Annotated in this window: 11 protein-coding genes and 2 pseudogenes; 11 read left to right on the forward strand and 2 right to left on the reverse strand. The window is 41.8% G+C overall.

The window, feature by feature from the left end; genetic code table 11:
• The first annotated feature begins 49 nt into the window (after positions 1–49).
• From H6G14_RS15040 to H6G14_RS15050, 3 genes are all read left to right on the forward strand, one after another.
• Complete coding sequence (locus H6G14_RS15040) at positions 50–499, forward strand: hypothetical protein (protein WP_190568175.1); 450 nt, start codon at positions 50–52, stop codon at positions 497–499.
• Positions 493–1,038, forward strand: a complete 546-nt coding sequence (locus H6G14_RS15045) for a siderophore biosynthesis protein (protein WP_190568176.1) — start codon at positions 493–495, stop codon at positions 1,036–1,038. Before H6G14_RS15040 ends, H6G14_RS15045 begins: the two co-directional genes overlap by 7 nt.
• A gap of 102 nt (positions 1,039–1,140) precedes the next feature.
• A complete protein-coding gene (locus H6G14_RS15050) occupies positions 1,141–5,772 on the forward strand; it encodes a type I polyketide synthase (RefSeq protein WP_190568177.1) in 4,632 nt (1,543 codons plus the stop codon).
• Between the two features lie 191 nt (positions 5,773–5,963).
• Here the strand turns inward: H6G14_RS15050 and H6G14_RS15055 are convergent.
• Positions 5,964–6,344 (reverse strand): annotated as a pseudogene (locus H6G14_RS15055) (transposase); the annotation flags it as partial.
• 22 nt (positions 6,345–6,366) lie between these two features.
• Here H6G14_RS15055 and H6G14_RS15060 point away from each other — a divergent pair.
• The 3 genes and pseudogenes from H6G14_RS15060 to H6G14_RS15070 all read left to right on the forward strand — a co-directional run.
• Positions 6,367–6,477, forward strand: a pseudogene (locus tag H6G14_RS15060) (sigma factor-like helix-turn-helix DNA-binding protein); the annotation flags it as partial.
• Positions 6,478–6,565: 88 nt separating this feature from the next.
• Positions 6,566–7,771, forward strand: a complete 1,206-nt coding sequence (locus H6G14_RS15065) for a glutathione S-transferase family protein (RefSeq protein WP_190568178.1) — start codon at positions 6,566–6,568, stop codon at positions 7,769–7,771.
• Between the two features lie 21 nt (positions 7,772–7,792).
• Positions 7,793–12,007, forward strand: a complete 4,215-nt coding sequence (locus H6G14_RS15070) for a DEAD/DEAH box helicase (protein WP_190568179.1) — start codon at positions 7,793–7,795, stop codon at positions 12,005–12,007.
• A 77-nt stretch (positions 12,008–12,084) separates the two neighbouring features.
• Here H6G14_RS15070 and H6G14_RS15075 read toward each other — a convergent pair whose 3' ends face one another.
• Positions 12,085–12,831: a fatty acid desaturase gene (locus tag H6G14_RS15075; protein WP_242053439.1), complete on the reverse strand. Its 747-nt coding sequence runs from the start codon at positions 12,829–12,831 to the stop codon at positions 12,085–12,087.
• A 633-nt stretch (positions 12,832–13,464) separates the two neighbouring features.
• On the opposite strand from H6G14_RS15075, the gene H6G14_RS15080 reads away from it, so the two are divergent.
• From H6G14_RS15080 to H6G14_RS15100, 5 genes are all read left to right on the forward strand, one after another.
• Positions 13,465–14,193, forward strand: coding sequence for a Bax inhibitor-1/YccA family protein (locus H6G14_RS15080; protein ID WP_096637288.1), 729 nt, complete (start codon positions 13,465–13,467; stop codon positions 14,191–14,193).
• A gap of 285 nt (positions 14,194–14,478) precedes the next feature.
• Positions 14,479–14,640 (forward strand): sigma-70 factor domain-containing protein, encoded by a 162-nt coding sequence (locus H6G14_RS33610; protein WP_242053440.1) that lies wholly within the window; start codon positions 14,479–14,481, stop codon positions 14,638–14,640.
• 276 nt (positions 14,641–14,916) lie between these two features.
• Positions 14,917–15,927: an iron ABC transporter substrate-binding protein gene (locus H6G14_RS15090; protein WP_190568181.1), complete on the forward strand. Its 1,011-nt coding sequence runs from the start codon at positions 14,917–14,919 to the stop codon at positions 15,925–15,927.
• 26 nt (positions 15,928–15,953) lie between these two features.
• Complete coding sequence (locus H6G14_RS15095; protein ID WP_190568182.1) at positions 15,954–17,588, forward strand: ABC transporter permease; 1,635 nt, start codon at positions 15,954–15,956, stop codon at positions 17,586–17,588.
• Positions 17,589–17,774: 186 nt separating this feature from the next.
• Positions 17,775–18,860: an ABC transporter ATP-binding protein gene (locus tag H6G14_RS15100; protein ID WP_190568183.1), complete on the forward strand. Its 1,086-nt coding sequence runs from the start codon at positions 17,775–17,777 to the stop codon at positions 18,858–18,860.
• Positions 18,861–18,865: the final 5 nt, after the last annotated feature.

Genomic DNA, 18,865 nt, shown 5'->3' on the forward strand with positions numbered 1-18,865 from the left:
CTCTCCGCGCCCCTTTGCGTTTCCCTTTGCGCCCCTTTGCGTTAAAAATATGCTCCTAGAACTCTTAAACCCCGCAGAACTCCCCATCCAACAACAGCTAACCCCACCCACCCAAATTAAACTCAAAAAAATCCTCACAGAACTATTAACAGCATTAAATGAACCCGATATTCAGCAAGCCATAAACAACATTGAAACCGCAATAGCTGAACTAGAAATATATGATGTATTCCCCCTAGAAACAATATCTACACAAACAATATTAAAATACTGGGAAATAGAAGACTTTGACACCTACTTTCATGTGCAACACGTCCAAAGCAACGAACCAGAACTTTGCTTAGTCAAAAGTTTATTATCAGCTTGTCAAACATTCTTGTATCTCCAACAAGACCATTTAAATCTAGATATTACTCAAATTGAATTACAAAGAGAAGGCTTTAAAAATTATGTCCATCTTTTAGACAGAGTATTTCAACTTAATTTAGAGTCATGTTAAAACTCACACCCCAGGAAATTTGGCAAGGTTTTCATTGGTCATTTTTTATCAATATTCAAGGATTAATTATTTGTTTGCGTCGCTTTGATTTAGAATTAATAAACGGAAATTTACAACAAGCGCAAACAGAGTTAAAAACTGCTACAAAATTAATGTTAGCTTCTGGTGCATCAATGGAATTAGCAGGTAGCTTAAGTCCCGAATTATATGAAGCAGAAATTCGTCCTTCGATGATGCCTCCTCATGTTAAATCACATGATTTTAGTGGGTTGATGTCTTGGGAACATTCAGTATTGATTAAAGTTTGGAAACAATTACGACCTCATTTTGCTAATTTACCAGTAGAGTTAAAGGCTGATCATCAAGCGTTTGTTGATGCTTATCTTTATCTGGCTAAATCTCATCGCGCAGTTTGTCAAAAGTTCGGTGGGGAGGAGGCTGGTAGTTTAAGGTTTGAGCGTAGTTGTGCTGTTGATGTTTTAGATGCTTTTGTTCGTAGTCGTTGTCAGTTTATTAATCCTGAATTGTCTTCTCACTAACAAGTAAATATAGGATTATCTCACGCAGAGACGCAGAGGCGCAGAGTGAGATTTATAAGTTTGCTTAGTTTCATATTAGAGAGTTTTAAGGGTAGAGAGATTATGAATTATTCTATTGATGATATTAAAAATCACCCTGCATCTGAGCGTATTTTAGCGGCACTTAAGGAGGCTCGGAATAAGTTAGAAGCGGTGGAGTTAGAAAGGTCTGAGGAAGTGGCAATTATTGGGATAGCGGGGCGGTTTCCTGGTGCTAAAAATGTTGATGAGTTTTGGGATAATTTGAAAAATGGTGTTAACTCGATTGAGTTTTTAAGTGATGAGGAGTTATTAGCAAATGGGGTAAATGCAGAGGATTTAGAAAAACCAAATTATGTCCGGGCTTATGCTAGTTTGGCGGGAATTGATGAGTTTGATGCCGGTTTTTTTGGTTATTCTCCTAGAGAAGCGGAAATTCTTGACCCTCAGCATCGGTTGTTTTTAGAATGTGCTTGGGAAGCTTTAGAAAATGCTGGCTATGATTCGGAGCAGTATTCGGGTAATATTGGTGTGTATGGTGGGGCTGCACTGAATAGTTATTTGGTGAATTTAGCGAGTAATTCTCATTATCGAGAAAATAGCGATCGCACTCAAGTTGTCATCAGCAATGTTATGGGTTTAATGCCTACTCGTGTCTCCTATAAATTGAATTTGACAGGGGCAAGTTGTGGTATACAAACTGGTTGTTCTACTTCTTTGGTCAGTGTACATATTGCCTGTCAAAGTTTATTAAATAAAGAATGCGATATGGCACTTGCTGGTGGTGTGTCTATCGGTATAGGGGAAAGAACAGGTTATCTTTATCAAGAAGATGGTGTACTTTCAGCAGATGGTTATTGTCGGGCTTTTGATGTTAATGCTAAAGGCACAGTATTCGGTAATGGTGTGGGAATTGTTGTTTTGAAACGATTGCGGAATGCTATTCAAGATGGCGATCATATTTATGCAATTATCAAAGCAACAGCAATTAATAATGATGGTTCACAAAAGGTAGGTTTAACTGCGCCCAGTGTTACCGGACAAGCAAAAGCCATCACTGCTGCTTTAGCAAAAGCTAAGATAAATCCAGAGACAATTCAATATATTGAAACCCACGGAACAGGAACAGCTTTAGGTGATCCTATTGAAATTGCGGCTTTAACTAAAGCATTTTCACCACATACTCATCAAAAGCAATTTTGTGCTGTTGGTTCAGTCAAAACTAATATTGGTCATCTTGATGCGGCTGCGGGTATCAGTGGTTTAATTAAAACTGCTTTGGCTCTCAAACATAAACAAATTCCCCCAAGTTTAAATTTTACGGCGGCGAATCCGCAAATTGATTTTGCTAATAGTCCATTTTTTGTTAATACTCAGTTGACACCGTGGATAAATCATCAGTACCCAAGAAGAGCTGGTGTTAGTTCCTTTGGAATGGGTGGAACTAATGCTCATGCAATTTTAGAAGAAGCACCAAAACAATTCAAAATTCAAAATTCAAAATTCAAAATTAATTATCATCTATTATGTTTATCAGCTAAAAGTGAGAAAGCACTTGAGCAAGCAACAATCAACCTTGCTACACATTTACAAAAGCATCCAGAACTAAACCTTGCAGATGTAGCTTACACTCTGCAAATTGGTAGACGAGCATTTAACCATCGTCGTTGCTTAGTTTGTCAAACTTCCGCCCAAGCAATTGAAATACTTACAGGAGGAGTTGATGCTTCCCAACTGTTGAGTTATTCCCCAGAAAACACCGAACCCAGCATAGTCTTTATGTTTCCTGGACAGGGTAGCCAATACCTCAACATGGGACAAGAACTCTACAACACCGAACCAGTTTTCCGCAAAGAAATCGACCATTGCAGCGAATTATTACAACCACATCTAGGCTGTGATTTACCTTCCATCCTATTTAAACAGGACAACGAAAATTTACCCAGTCCCCAGTCCCCAGTCCCCATCACCCAAACCACCTACGCCCAACCCGCCCTATTCGCCGTAGAATACGCCCTAGCGAAACTCTGGTTATCTTATGGTATTCAGCCACAGGCTATGATTGGTCACAGCATTGGGGAATATGTGGCTGCAACTTTGGCGGGTGTCTTCACCTTAGCTGATGCTTTGGCAATAGTGGCACAGCGCGGAAAATTGATGCAACAATGTCCATCGGGAGTGATGCTTTCAGTTTCCCTTGCGCCTGAGAAATTGCAATCATTTTTGACAGATGATTTAGTTATTGCTGTCCATAACGCACCTCAGTTATGCGTTGTGTCAGGAACGGAAGCAGCAATTACTCTATTAGAAAAACTGCTCACACATCAAAATATTACTCATCGACGTTTACATACTTCCCATGCTTTCCATTCACCCTTGATGGAAACTGCTGTTACTCCCTTAATGCAAATATTACACAATATTCCCCTCCATCCGCCGCAAATTCCTTTTATTTCCAACGTAACGGGAACTTGGATAACTCCAGAACAAGCTACAAACCCCAATTATTGGGCTACTCATTTACGTCAACCAGTGTTGTTTGCTGAGGGAATTAAGCAACTACAACAAACACCCAATCAGATTTTCTTAGAAGTTGGTTTTAGTCAAACTTTAAGTAGCATTATCAGACAGTTTCCTGATGCACCCTTAACTTTATCATCTGGACGACATCCCCAAGATACTCAGTCTGATGTGGCTTTGATTTGCAAAACCTTGGGACAACTTTGGCTTAGGGGTGTGAGTGTCAACTGGTCAGAATTTTACACCGAACAGCAACCGCAACGCTTACCCCTCCCGACTTACCCCTTTGAACGTCAACGCTATTGGGTGGAACGGTATCCATTAGCAGAAACTACTTCTAGTAGCTCTAAAACGCTCCAGAAGCAGGAAGAAATCTCAAATTGGTTTTATTTGCCCTCTTGGAGACAACAGCCTTTGTTGCGTTCTGCTGCACCCCTACATAAACAAAGATATTTAGTATTTTGTCATGCCGGAGAGATGGGGGAAAAATTAGTACAGCATCTTCAGGAGAGTGGACAGGAAGTAATTACAGTAGAACCGGGAACAGCATTTACAAGAGTTGGCGATAATTATAAAATCGCACCTCATAACCCTGAAGACTACAAAACACTGTGGTTACAATTACAAACAGATGATAAGTTACCTGATGTAATTATACATTCCTGGACTCTCCAAGAGCGCACAAATTTTCAACAACAGCAAAATCTGGGTTTTTACAGTTTACTTTGGCTCACTCAGGCTTTATCTTCCTCATCCCTGTCAATTTATGTATTGACTGAGCAAGTACAAAATGTTTTAGGAAATGAAACTCTCAACCCTAATGATGCAACAATTTTGGGTTTGATAAAGGTAATTCCCCAAGAATACCCCAATTTGAATTGTCAGCATATTGATGTGGCAATTTCTGACATTAACTTCCAGCAAATAGTTAGGGAAATCACCACCAATTCCCCGGATAAATTTGTAGCTTATCGGGGTAGAACTCGCTGGATACAAGAATTTCAACCAATTTCTTTACCTAACCCTGAACCTACTCAATTACCTCTAAAATCAGAGGGTGTATACGTAATTGCTGGGGATTTAGTGGAAGGACTGGGACTCATTTACGCTAAGTTCCTCACGTCCACAGTCAATGCTAAATTAGTGTTTCTCGGACGCTCAGATTTACCGCAACCAAAAGAATGGGATAATTGGCTGGCTACCCACGGTCGTCAAGACGCTGTAAGCCATTGTATTCAACAGCTGCAAGGTTTACAGGCTCAGGGATGTGAATTTTTGTTTACTAGCGTTGACTTAGGAGACATCAGCCAAGTTGAGGAAGCGATCGCTCATTCCCTCACGCGATTTGGTAAAATCAACGGTGTGATTCATGCTGGCGCAATGGGCGATCGCGCTAGTTGCCTCATTCGCAATCTCACTATCCCAGAGTGTGAAAAACAATTCCATACGAAAATTCACGGTCTATTGGCGTTAGAAACAGCACTTCAAAATCAACACTTAGACTTTTTCCTATTACAATCATCCCTCTCGTCTGTGGTTGGTGGTATAGGCTTTGCGGCTTATGCTGGGGTGAACTGCTTTATGGATGCTACTGCTCATCAACGCAGTCAAACAAATCACACACCTTGGCTGAGTATCAACTGGGATGCCGTCAGTTTAGCAGAAATCACCACCCCCACAGGAGCAGCCTTGGTAGATTTGGCGATGACTCCCCAGGAAGTTTGGCAAGTTACAGAAAGGATTTTAGCCCAACCCATAGCCCCACAAATCACCGTTTCCCCCGTAGACTTAGCATCTCGCCAAAAATCCCAGCCACCAGAACAATCTACAACCAATCATACCCGTCCTCAAATTGCTACTACCTACGTTCCCCCCAGCAATGAAATAGAAGCCAGAGTCACCGAACTAATGGAGAATTTATTGGGAATCTCACCGATTGGAGTTAATGATAACTTCTTTGAATTGGGTGGACATTCGCTGTTAGCAATTCAAGCAGTGTCACAGCTACGGGAAGAATTTCAAGTAGAATTACCCATGCGACAATTTTTATTTGAATCACCCACGATTGCGGGGATAGCCAAAATTATCATCGAAAATCAATCATCTATGACTGATGATACAGAAGCGTTGGCAGCACTAATAGACCAAGTGGAACACATGACCCCCACCCAAGTACAGGAATTACTAGCAGAATAAGAGATTATGGCGTTGCTGATTAGTGGGATGATTTTTGTCGGGCTTACGCCCCGCTTCGCTAACACGCAAAGGCGCAAAGACGCATTCGCCGCAAGGCGTTCCCGCAGGGTAGAATCAATATTCTGCTTTGTACAAAAGTCTCAATTCATCCCGCATTTATGCAACGCCGAGATTATTTATAAAGTAAATCTTTAGGAGACAAGACGACGTAGCATAATTCTAGTCATAACAGCATATATAGCTGCTTCGCTCATTTCGGTAAGACGCTCATAATCTTTACTAAGACGATGGTATTGGTTGAACCACCCAAATGTTCTTTCTACTACCCAACGTTTAGGCAAAACTTGAAATTCTTGTTCAGTACGCCGTATGACTTCAACATGAGCTTGGATCATCAACCAAACACAGAGTGCAAATTTATCACCGTCGTAACCAGAATCAACCCACATAACTTCAACTTTTTCCAGTAATTCCGGGCGCTCTTCTAGCGATTCCATGAGTGCGTAAGCAGCAAGTACTCGTTCTGGGGCGTTTGCTTCACTCTTCACGACTTTTAACAAAAGTCCTATAGATTTACTTTATAAATAGCCTCTAATTGGCGAAAAGCTAAATCTTAGCCGAGAGCGAGTGCGCCAAATCCAGCAGCAAGCAATGACTGCTCTGCGTCGTCAACAGCCATCGATTGGGCAGTATCTAACTTCTTGATGATTACTTTGTGAAGGCTGTGCTTGTGTAATTGAAAATATTGTAGAGTCAAGAAAAGTCCTAAGTATTGCCCTATGCAAATCATCCTATGACTACCGCACCCTTAAGCTGGGAAGAACTAAAAACCCTCACGAACTATCAAATAGATACTGTTAATGGACTTACCAACGCTAAAGCCCGGTTGCGCTTGTTTAATCAGCCCGAATCTCAGGTACGGGTAACGTTGTACCGCGATAACCATGCCTGGTGTCCTTACTGTCAAAAAGTTTGGTTATGGCTAGAGGAAAAACAGATACCCTACCGCATCGAAAAAGTGACAATGTTCTGCTACGGGGAGAAAGAAAGTTGGTACACCCGTAAGGTTCCATCAGGTATGCTCCCGGCGATTGAGCTAGATGGACGGATTATTAAAGAAAGCGATGACATTTTGATCGCTTTGGAAAAAGTTTTTGGGCCATTGAGCCAAGGAATGGAAGACCGCACAGTGCTGCCTCTACGGCAATTAGAACGACTTTTATTTAGAGCTTGGTGCGCTTGGCTGTGCTATCCAGTAATTTCCCCTCAACAAGAAAAACGCAACCGAGAGCAATTTATCACAGTGGTGGCTAAGGTCGAGGAGGCTCTAGGTCGTACCCCAAGCCCTTATTTTCTGGATAACTTCGGCATCGTTGATGTCATTTTTACACCCTATGTAGAACGGATGAATGCGAGCCTTTACTACTACAAGGGCTACTCACTGCGGGAGGAAAACCCTCGTTTAAACTCATGGTTTGCGGCAATGGAAAGCCGAGATACCTATCGCGGTACACAGAGTGACTTTCACACCCATGTGCATGATTTGCCACCTCAGATGGGGGGTTGTTGGGAAAATGGCGAAACCCAGATGCTAATCAATAAAGCGCGGGTGGATCATGGCCCTTGGTTCGGGCTACCAGATGTTACTTATCCAGAACCCGAAAACTCACGCATGGAAGCTCTTCAACGAACTATCGAACACCGGATTAATATTATCCGCGTCAACCCCTTAGATGATAAATTGTTTGATCAAGCCCTACGTTGTGCTTTAACACACATGATGACAGGGATTGACTGTGTACCTCCACCGGGATCTGATGTTGCCCTACGATATCTGCGCGATCGCATTAATGTACCGCGAGATATGTCTATCTACGCAGCCAAGCGATTGAGGGAATCTCTAGAGAAAACAGCAGCCCTTGTGGGTGATGGGCAGCCAGAACCTATTCCCACTAAACATCGACTAGATCAAAACCCGTCTAACTTTGTCAGAAATTGACACTTAAAGACCTGAACTAATATGACTGATTTTGCATCTAATTCTTCCCAAATACAAACAAAACTACTTGCTAAGAAATATTTTGAGTTACACCCTTGCGTACAAAAAATTATCCAATTGTTTGCGGTAATTTATGCACCCATAGACAAAAATTCCTTCATCAGTTGTCTTAGTAAAACAGGCGCGTTAGATGAAAATAATAGACCTTGGGTTACTAAAACCCTCAGTTCGCAAATTGATAAATTGGTAAAATCAGGCTTATTAGTACAGGAAAGTAGGTTAGGCCCTGAATGCCATCCGTTACTCACAGAAATTGCAACTCGTCATGCTGTCCAAACCGGACAGTTTGAGAGCCAAGTTATGGCAGTTGAGGAAAAGCTACCCATACGGAAGCACTGGCAAAACGAATCTCGGATGTTCCAAAGCTTAAACCAGTGTATTAGAGAAATCCGCATAGGTTTTTACCGTAAAGACCCAGATTTTATTAATAAGCAAATTGAAGACTACCAGAAATACAATTATAGCCAAGAAAAACTAGCCATAGAAAAGATATTAGAGCAGATATGCAATAATCCATTTGACGCAGATTGGCTGCATACCCTACCGCAAGGATTATTTGAAAGCTGCATATCTAGTATCCTGCTCAATGCCACATTAAAATTGTCTGCGTCCGAAGATACCTTTATGCTGCTGGAAGCAGAATGCTCTACAGATGGAAAACATCGCTCAGATTATCTGCACTTAATTTTAACAGAGCAATTGCTGTTAAGAGGTTGTAGCCAAGAAGCACAAGAGAGTTTGGAGCAGATATCTGATGAATATCAACATAATGCTGCCGTTTATTGGGGTTGGTTGAGTTTTCTGCGGGGTGAGAACGACCAAGCTATTAAATATTATACAGATGCTCTCAAAGCCCTAAAAAAAGCTACAGGCAAACGCCAAGTATATTTTAATACTATAGGTGGTTTATTTTTCATCCTAGCTCTGTTAAAAGATGGTTCAGCGCAAAGCCTGCGCCAGGCAGAAGATTATGCCAATCTGACTTCCCGCCAATCAGAGCATTGGCTGAGGTTTATTTATGCCAGACTGGAAATGGTACTGCAAGTTCACCTTGGTGATATTACCAAAAAACAATTTGTAGTCAGTTCCCATATTTCTCCTGTAGAAGAAGAACAGAGCTTACAAACATTGTTTTGTTCACTATGCCTTTACTGGATGGATGTTGATAATGCTAAAAAACGCTTACCTAATTTATTAGAGCCATTATATAGGCGATCGCTCGCCTCCGGTCATCACTGGTTGGCAATGGAAACAGCAGAACTCCTATCTCGGCTCAAACCCAGCAGTAATTATGATCAACAAGCAGCCACACTGCGGGAAGATAGCGGCATCCAAACTATCATAGACCTAATTCAACCCCAAGAAGCTTGGGAAATGTGCCTCAATGCCCTGGCAAATCTCCAGAAGGAACCACAAACATCAGGAAAAGTCGAGTCAGAACTACGTTTAGCATGGTTTATTACCTTCTCTCCCTTCAGGTGTGTCTTGCAACCACGGGAACAGAAAGTTAATGCCAAAGGAGAGTGGAGTAAAGGTCGTCCCATCGCCATCAAGCGCCTTAGCAGTGGATTATCGGAGTTTGATTACATCACACCCCAAGATATGCGGGTATGTAGTTGTATTGAGGCATATAGTGACGGCTATTACGGCAAAATTGAGTATATGTTCCATGAAAAAGCCATCTCTGCCTTAATTGGACACCCGTTGGTTTTTTGGGAAGATGCACCTAATAACCGTGTAGAAATCGTCAAAGGAGAACCAGAACTACTAGTCAAAAAAGAAAAACTTGGTCGTCTCACCTTGGAATTTTCTCCCAAGTTACCAGAATCACAGAATATTCTGAATATTAAAGAAACCCCAACTCGTATTAAAGTCATTGAAATTACTAGTGAACATCGACGGATTACAGAGATCCTTGGTAAAGATAATAAATTAAATGTGCCGGCGATCGCCGAGAAGCAAGTTTTGGCAGCCATTAATGCCGTCTCTGGCATTGTTACAGTGCATTCTGACATTGGTGGCGGCTCAGAAGGAGCAGAAGAAGTACCCGCCCAAACTCTCCCCCATATTCACCTGTTACCAGCCAATACGGGCTTGAAAGTCACGATTTTGTCCCGTCCCTTTGCCCAAGGTGGCCCCTACTACCGTCCTGGTGCTGGTGGTGAAACTGTCATTGCCGAAATTGACGGTAAACGTTTGCAAACCAGACGCAATTTGCCCGAAGAGAAGCAACTAGCCAAAAACGCTGTAGCCGCCTGCCCTACCTTGAATCGCACGGAAGAACGAGATGGGGAATGGCTGATAGAAGACCCAGAGGAATGTTTAGAATTACTCCTAGAACTGCAAGCATTGGGAAGCAGCGTAGTCATGGCATGGCCAGAAGGAGAAAAACTGCGTGTTAGCCACCAAGCAGACCTGAAAGACTTTAATTTATCCATTCAACGTCAACAAGACTGGTTTGCGGCTACTGGTGAGTTGAAATTGAATCAAGACCTAGTGCTGGATATGCAGCAACTCCTAGAACTGTTGGAGAAAACCCCCAGCCGTTTTATTCCCCTTGGTGATGGTCAATTTCTCGCTTTAACCCAAGCTTTTCGCAAACGCCTGGACGAATTGCGGATGTTTTCGGAAAAACATAATAAAGGTATCCGGTTTCACCCATTAGCAACATTAGGGTTAGAGGATTTTGTCGATGAGGTGGGTAAGGTAAAAACAGATAAACACTGGAAAACACATATCCAGCGTCTCCAGGAGATGAAAAACCTCCAACCCGAATTACCATCTACATTTGGGGCGGAACTACGTGACTATCAAATGGATGGCTTCTGTTGGCTGGCGCGGCTAGCTCATTGGGGCGTAGGTGCTTGTTTGGCAGACCAAATGGGACTAGGTAAGACTGTGCAAGCCTTGGCAGTTATCCTCAGAAACGCTCATGAAGGGCCGACCCTCATTATTGCCCCCACTTCTGTGTGCATGAATTGGGTGAGTGAAGCCCAGAAGTTTGCTCCCACCCTAAATATTATTCAATTTACTGGAGCTAACCGCCAAAAATTACTGGATGGTTTACAACCGTTGGATATGTTGGTATGCAGTTATGGTTTATTGCAGCAGGAAGAAGTAGCGCAAATGCTCTCTAAGGTACAGTGGCAAACGATTGTCTTAGATGAAGCCCAGGCAATCAAAAATATGACTACTAAACGTTCCCAAGCTGCCATGAACCTAAAAGCTAATTTTAAGCTGTTGACTACTGGAACGCCCATTGAAAATCATCTAGGTGAATTGTGGAATTTGTTCCGCTTTATTAATCCTGGGTTATTGGGTTCTTTTGAAAGTTTTAATCAACGCTTTGCTATACCCATTGAAAAATATCAGGATAAACTTGCACGTAATAAACTCAAAAAACTGATTCAACCATTTCTCCTGCGCCGGACAAAAAATCAGGTACTAGAAGAGTTACCTTCCCGCACCGAAATTTTACTTCATGTGGAGTTGAGTCGGGAGGAAAAAGCATTCTATGAAGCATTACGTCGTCAGGCGATATCTAAACTCAGCGACAGTAATGCAGAAGCAGGAAATAAACATTTGCAAGTCTTAGCTGAGATTATGAAACTGCGTCGTGCTTGCTGTAATCCCAGCCTCATTATGCCTGACACTGAATTATCCAGTTCCAAGTTGCAACTTTTTGGCGAGGTGTTAGGTGAACTGTTGGAAAATCGCCATAAGGCATTGGTGTTTAGTCAATTTGTTGACCATCTGCACATCATCCGAGATTACTTGGAGAAACAAGGTATTAATTATCAATACTTGGATGGCAGCACTACCGTAGCAGAGCGCAAAAAACGGGTGGATGCGTTCCAAGCAGGGAACGGCGATGTCTTTCTCATTAGCCTCAAAGCGGGAGGTACAGGACTCAATTTAACTGCTGCCGATTATGTCATCCATACAGACCCCTGGTGGAATCCCGCCGTCGAAGACCAAGCCTCAGACCGCGCCCATCGCATTGGGCAACAACGTCCGGTGACAATTTATCGCTTAGTAGCAAAGGATACGATTGAAGAAAAGATTGTAGAATTGCATCACCACAAGCGAGACTTAGCAGATAGCCTACTGGAAGGTGCGGATATGAGTGGCAAGATATCAACAGAAGCCTTGTTACAGTTGATTAGTGAAGGTTGAACTTCCCACTATGAGATTTAACCTGCTACCACCATAAATTAGTGGGTTTTTCTTATTGAGATGATGCGTAATAAGAGTTATGAAACCATGATATGTTCTCTAACTTTTGCCAGATTATGTGCGGCAATTCGAGGATTTTGATGATGGACATCATGATTAATTGTTGCTTGAATCACAGTCCGCCCAAAAATTCGCTCTCCCCATGTTGTAATAATACTGGGAAGTTTCATTTCAAATGTTCCGTATTCGCCTTTCTGATGATGAACAAGACGAAAAAACACTAAGTCACCTAGTCCATATACAATTCTGATAAATAACAAAAAAAATAAAAACTTTTTTCCACCTAATAAAGCTAATATTACTAAAAATACTAATTTAATTAGCAAATCAATCCCTAGTTGAGGACTAAATCCATTTATTTTCACCCAACGGAGAAAGCTTTGCTCTGGTGTAGTCAAAGAGTTTAATATGATAAGGAATAAATTTCCTCTAATATGGTAAGCATCTGGGTCAGATTCTGTTGCAGCATGGCGATGATGAGCTAGATGAATTTCATGAATCTGCTGATAGCTTAATGTAAAAATAGAGAGTGGAACAGGACTAATTCCTAAACATCTGATGATTCCATTTATCTGCTCGCTGCTTTTAGCATGAAGCAGTTCATGGACATTAATAATCCAACGAGGTAAAGTAACAGCAACAATTATAAATAAAATTAAACTAGAAATAAGTTCAGTTATAAATAAAGTGTAAGCTCCTACTATTATAAGAGCAGCTATAGCACATTCACGCAGATATTGGCTGGCATCATCATCATTAACCATATACTCATCTAGACATCTACCACTATTTTTGTACATGATATACGTATATAAAAATAAATTGCTCATTTGAATTTTACATTAAGCTTTTATAATTTAAAGCGGAGTATAAAATATTTATTTGTAATCAGATTTATCCTTTAATAAAACAAATTAAAAATTCATTTTCCACTTTTTAAGTTATAAGATATCGCCGCATTATCTGTTGTAAATCTACAGCCTCCCCCAAGCGCATATACACGACCCCATCAGATATCGCCAGTACGATTTGCTGCCGTCGCGCCCACTTAAAGGGAGTGTCTTACTAATTCACAATTCGCAACGATGTTCCCGCCCCGCCCCGCTAACGCAATTAAAAAACCTAGATGCAGCAGCTTTTAGAGTTTACATCTGTATCAGATTTTTCGGGAAATGGTATCAAATCGGTAATTTACGATATTCTTGCTCTTGTCTCACTAAAGAGTATGCTATCAGTATTAAAGATCCTGTGGAATCCTCAGAGACTGATGATTCCAATTTTTAACAACGAAGCTACCTTTCAGATTTTGCAACAATATTAAATCCTTGGCTATTAACCGCAAAGATTGGTAACAATAGGAATAAGCACAACGTTTTCCTAAACAACAGTTTTTCAATATGAGCAATACCAGTAATTTTCGTGAAGCTATCCGTGAGGCTAAATCTCACGCCCTCGTTGGCCCAAACGTAATTGCCAACGCCCTCCCCTACGTCGGTGGTGGATTGGTGCTAACCGCATTAGGAACTTACGGCGGTTTGGGAGTTATCCGTACTAACCCCGGAATATTCTTTCCTACCTTCATTGGTGCGGTGATTGTAGAGTTAATTTTGTTCTTTGTTGCCCAAAATGTTGCCCAAAAAGGTAACAAGGGTCTTGCACTACCCCTGCTGGCAACCTACAGTCTTTTATCTGGGTATACTCTCAGTGGCTTGGTTTATGTCGCTTTGAGATCCCAAGGTGTTGGCATTCAAGGTATTGGTTTAGCTGCCCTTGGTTGTGGCGTTACCTTTATTGCTGCCCGTCAAATTGGTTCAAATCTTTCTGAACAAGATGGCATGGCTTTGACAAAAACCATCAATCTCGGCGTTATCGCCTTGCTGGTTGTATGCCTTGTCCAATTTGGGTTTGCCATGTTTGGTGTTTACACGCCAAATTGGTTAGAAATCGCCATCTCCGGTTTAGGAGTATTCCTGTTTGTTGGGGTTTCTGTTGTTGATTTCTACATCTTGCCCCGTACTTACAGCGATGACCAATATCTGCCTGCTGCTTTGTCGATGTACCTTACTTACATCAACTTGTTCGTCTTTATCTTGCGGTTGCTAATTGCCATCAATGGCCGCGATTAATTGTCTGTAGACGCTAACACAGGTAAAGTTTTATCAAGTAAAAACCGTGGTTAAATTTTTAGCAACCACGGTTTTTTATTTGTTTAACAGTAGAATATGTAGATAAGTTAAGCCTCAAGTGAGCATGATTTCCCAAGCTACTTCCTGGGATAATTCTGCCAGTTTTTATTTGTAGATAGAGGTACGCATATTACATAAAGTTACACCTTGTGGTTGATATTTTCTACAAGGCTGTTTGTTATATGCTTTGAGTCTTGTGCAATTGTGGAGAACGACTTTAGTTGTATGCCTAGCCTGAGTTCTGATTTGGTACGCATCTATTTGCAAGAAATTGGTCAGTTCCCTTTGTTAACCTCTGACCAAGAAATAGTGGCTCAGGAAAAAGACATCGATGCAAAAGATGCGATCTCCGCATTGGATATTTATCGAGAAGACCGGGAACTGTAGCAGCGAATTGAGCAAGCCGGGAAAAAAGATCCCATTAATAGGGACTTCAAAAGGGGTTGAAACTGTAACTTAATTTATGGACAAAACTACCCATACCTTACTGTTTATGATCAGGATTCTTAACCTTCGAGTGTTCTAAATTTAACTTATATATTACATTGGTGTAACCTGTTCTTAGCAAAATCAACCGTTAATCCTTTACAGATTGTTAATACTGACAGAACTTGGTCATATGAATTGACCTGTAATTCTGAATCTGGAATCCGAGGTTAATTAATGGTTTCACATCAAGTGCGGCAAATCTCTAGTGCTATTACTGCTATAGTTTTAGGCTTAGGAGTGGGAATTGCGGTAGCAGCTACTCCAAAAACACTAACAGTTTATTCAGGACGGGACGAAGAAATCATGCGTCCCTTGATAGAGAGAGCAAAGAAAGATTTGGGATTAAACATTGAAGTACGTTACGGCGATTCTACAGAATTAGCGATCGCACTCATTGAAGAAGGTAAAAATAGCCGCGCTGACGTTTTTTATGCTCAGGATGCTGGTTCTTTAGGCGCTATAGGCAGAGAAGGAAAGGCTGTAAAACTTCCTAGCCAACTACTCAACAAAGTTGACTCGCGCTTTCGTTCCCCTGCTGGAGAATGGGTAGGTATTTCCGGTAGAGCGCGGGTGATAGACTACAATACCAAGCTTGTCAAAACCAACGAACTCCCCAAAAGTGTCATGCAATTGAGCGATCGCAAATGGCGCGGTAAAGTTGGCTGGGCCCCTACCAACGGCTCTTTTCTCTCCTTTGTCACAGCGATGCGATTGATGGAGGGTGATCAAAAAACCCTAGCCTGGTTAAAAGCCATGAAAGCCAACGGTGCTAAAGCCTATCCCAAAAATAGCGCGATCGTGGAAGCTCTAGGAAGGGGAGAAATTGCTTTGGGATTAGTAAATAATTATTATCTGTATCGGTTTACTAAAAAAGATCCTAAATTTCCAGTTGCTATCCACCATACCAAAGGCGATGCAGGCTCTTTAATTAACGTTGCAGGTTTAGCAGTCCTGAAAACAACCGACCAACAAAGTGATGCAGAAAAGTTTGTGGCTTATATGCTCAAACCAGAAACCCAAAAGTTCATCACCGAAAATTTTTACGAATATCCCCTAGTAACGGGTATTCCAGTAGCACAAAAGCAACTTCCCCTCAAACAATTGCAACCCCCCAAACTTGATTTAGGTAAACTATCGGATCTCAAAGCAACCATGTCTTTAATTCAAGAAGCAGGGTTGATTTAAAAAGGTTGACTGTTGACTAATGACCAATGACTAAATCCCAGCCACCATTATTTTTAATAGTTACAGCCGGATCGATATCTGTGGCGATTACACTACCGTTGACTTATTTAGTTATGCGGATGTCTGCTTTGGGTGGGGAGCAGTTATTGGCTTTGATTTTCCGACCACGCATAGTGGAAATTTTGTTTAATAGTGTTGGTGTGGCTATAGCTAGTACCATATTGGCAACGGCGATCGCAGTTCCGTTAGCATTTCTCACACTGCGAACAGATTTACCTGGGCGCAGATTCTGGCTAATTGCGACTACACTACCCTTAGCCATACCTGATTATGTCGGTAGTTTTGCTCTGATTGCGGCTTTTGGCCCCAAAGGTAGCTGGTTGCAACTGTGGCTAGAACCTCTGGGAGTGGAAGCTTTACCAGAAATCTATGGCTGGACTGGGGCAATTTTAGGATTGACCTTGTTTACCTATCCTTATTTACTGTTGAATGTCCATGCTGGCTTGCAAGGTATCGATCCAGCCCTAGAAGAAGCAGCTAGGAGCTTGGGGTGGAATCAAAGGCAAACTTTTTGGCGGATGACTTTACCTGCATTACGTCCAGCTATTGTGGCTGGTGGATTGTTAGTAGCTCTCAATGCCTTACAGGATTTTGGTACAACTTCCATTATGCGGTTTGATACCTTTACACGGGCAATTTTTTTGCAATACAGATATACATTTGACCGCTATCAAGCGGCGACATTGGCGCTAATGCTGGTGGGTTTAGTGTTGCTGTTGTTGTGGCTGGAATATCAAACGCGATCGCGCGCTACATATTATAGTCGTGGTCATAAATCCTACTCTCCAGCACCTTTGATCGCTCTGGGGATATGGAAAATTCCCGCAATTTTGTTTTGTTTGGGGATCACTAGCTTGGGTTTATTGCTACCTGTTGCTGTCACCCTGTTCTGGCTTGTGGAAGGTTTAACCAGTCCAGAAGCAGAGCAAATTTTTGTTTGGTCACAACTTATACCACTAGCTAGCAACTCAATTATAGCTGCTGGACTGGCGGCGATCGCCTCTACTTGCTGTGCTATTCCCGTTGCCATCTTATCTGTACGCTTTCCTAACCGCATCACTACAGCTATTGAACGCTGTAGTTACATCGGTTTTGGCTTACCTGGAATTGTAGTTGCCTTTTCCCTGGTATTTTGGGGAGCAAATTACCTTCCCTGGTTATATCAAACTTTGCCTATGCTGGTGTTTGCTTACTTGGTATTATTCCTGTCTCAATCTGTGGGAACTGTGCGGAGTTCACTATTACAAGTAAATCCCCAATTAGAAGAATCAGCACGCTCTTTAGGCAGAAAACCAGGGCAAACTTTCCGAGAAATTACTTTACCACTAGTTACACCAGGAATTTTAGTAGGAACAGCATTAGTATTTCTTAAAGCCATCAAAGAATTACCTGTGACTTTGATATTAGCGCCCATTGGCTTTAATACTCTAGCCATTGAAATCTGGAAAGCAACAGAAAACGTCTCCTACAGCCAAGCATCTGTGGCTGCATTCATCATGTTAGCCATCTCTATTAGTTCTACGTTTTTGATTTTATCCCAAAACCGCTATCAACAACTCATTCCAGAGGTGAGGCGTAGTTTACAAAGGGAGGTGGATTAGGAATTGGGTATTGAGAATTAGGATTTTTTAGCGTCAGAAGTGCAACGTTCTCACTCATAACCTGAAGTTTCTCGTTTTGAGCAGGAATTTTCGCATTCCCATCATCATTTGCCCATTTCGTTATGCTTCCAATCCATTCTCCCTATTACTTAGATAACATTTCACAAGAAAAACCCACAATCAAATATGAAAATCCCTGTTCCTAGTCCCCAAACCTCAGTTCCCTATACTCAACTCCCAATAATATTAAAGTTGCAGAATGTTACCCTTGCCTACAAGAATGCTTTGGCTGTGGATGGGGTGAGTTTGGGATTAGTCGCAGGGGATGTATTAGGGTTATTGGGGCCTTCGGGATGTGGAAAAACTACACTTTTACGGATTATTGCTGGATTTGAATTACCACAGACGGGGACTGTAGAAATTGCGGGAGAGTTAGTAACGGGAAATGGTTGCTTGATACCGCCAGAACAACGCCATGTAGGGATGCTGTTTCAAGATTATGCTTTGTTTCCCCATTTAACCGTGGCTGAAAATATCGGTTTTGGTTTGCGGCGGATGCAAAAAAGCGAACGCCGTCAAAGAGTTGCCGAGTTATTATCATTAGTCAGACTCCCAACACTAGAAAACCGCTATCCTCATGAATTATCTGGTGGACAACAACAACGGGTAGCCTTGGCTAGAGCTTTAGCTCCCCAACCGCAGATTCTATTATTAGATGAACCCCTCAGCAATCTAGATTTACAAGTACGATTGAAATTGCGAGAGGAAGTATTAGCCATTCTCAAACAACAAGGGATATCGGCTATTTTTGTCACCCACGACCAACAAGAAGCCCTAGCGATCGCTGACCAAGTAGCAGTGATGCACAATGGTAAATTAGAACAAATAGGCACGCCAGAAACGATTTATACTCAGCCAGCCTCCCGCTTCGTCGCTGAATTTGTCACCCAAGCCAACTTTTTACCAGCACAGTTGCAAAGAAATTACTGGGTAACAGAAATTGGCTGTTTTGCCCTGAAAACAGAAATTTCTCAACACAAAGGAGATTTAATGATCCGCGAAGAAGACATCATTTTGCAACCAGCAAGTGATGGTGCAATGAAAATTGCCACACGTTTCTTTTTAGGACATGAATACCGATATAGCTTATATACCCCCTCCGGCAAAAAGCTATATGCTATAACACCCGCGAGCATTGCTTTACCCATCGGTACACAAGTCAATGTATCTCTAAAAGAAACAGCAAACTTAAAGGTGTTTGAAAGTCAATAGTCAAT

It is taken from the genome of Nostoc parmelioides FACHB-3921, assembly GCF_014696625.1.
GTDB classification, from domain to species: Bacteria; Cyanobacteriota; Cyanobacteriia; order Cyanobacteriales; family Nostocaceae; genus Trichormus; species Trichormus parmelioides.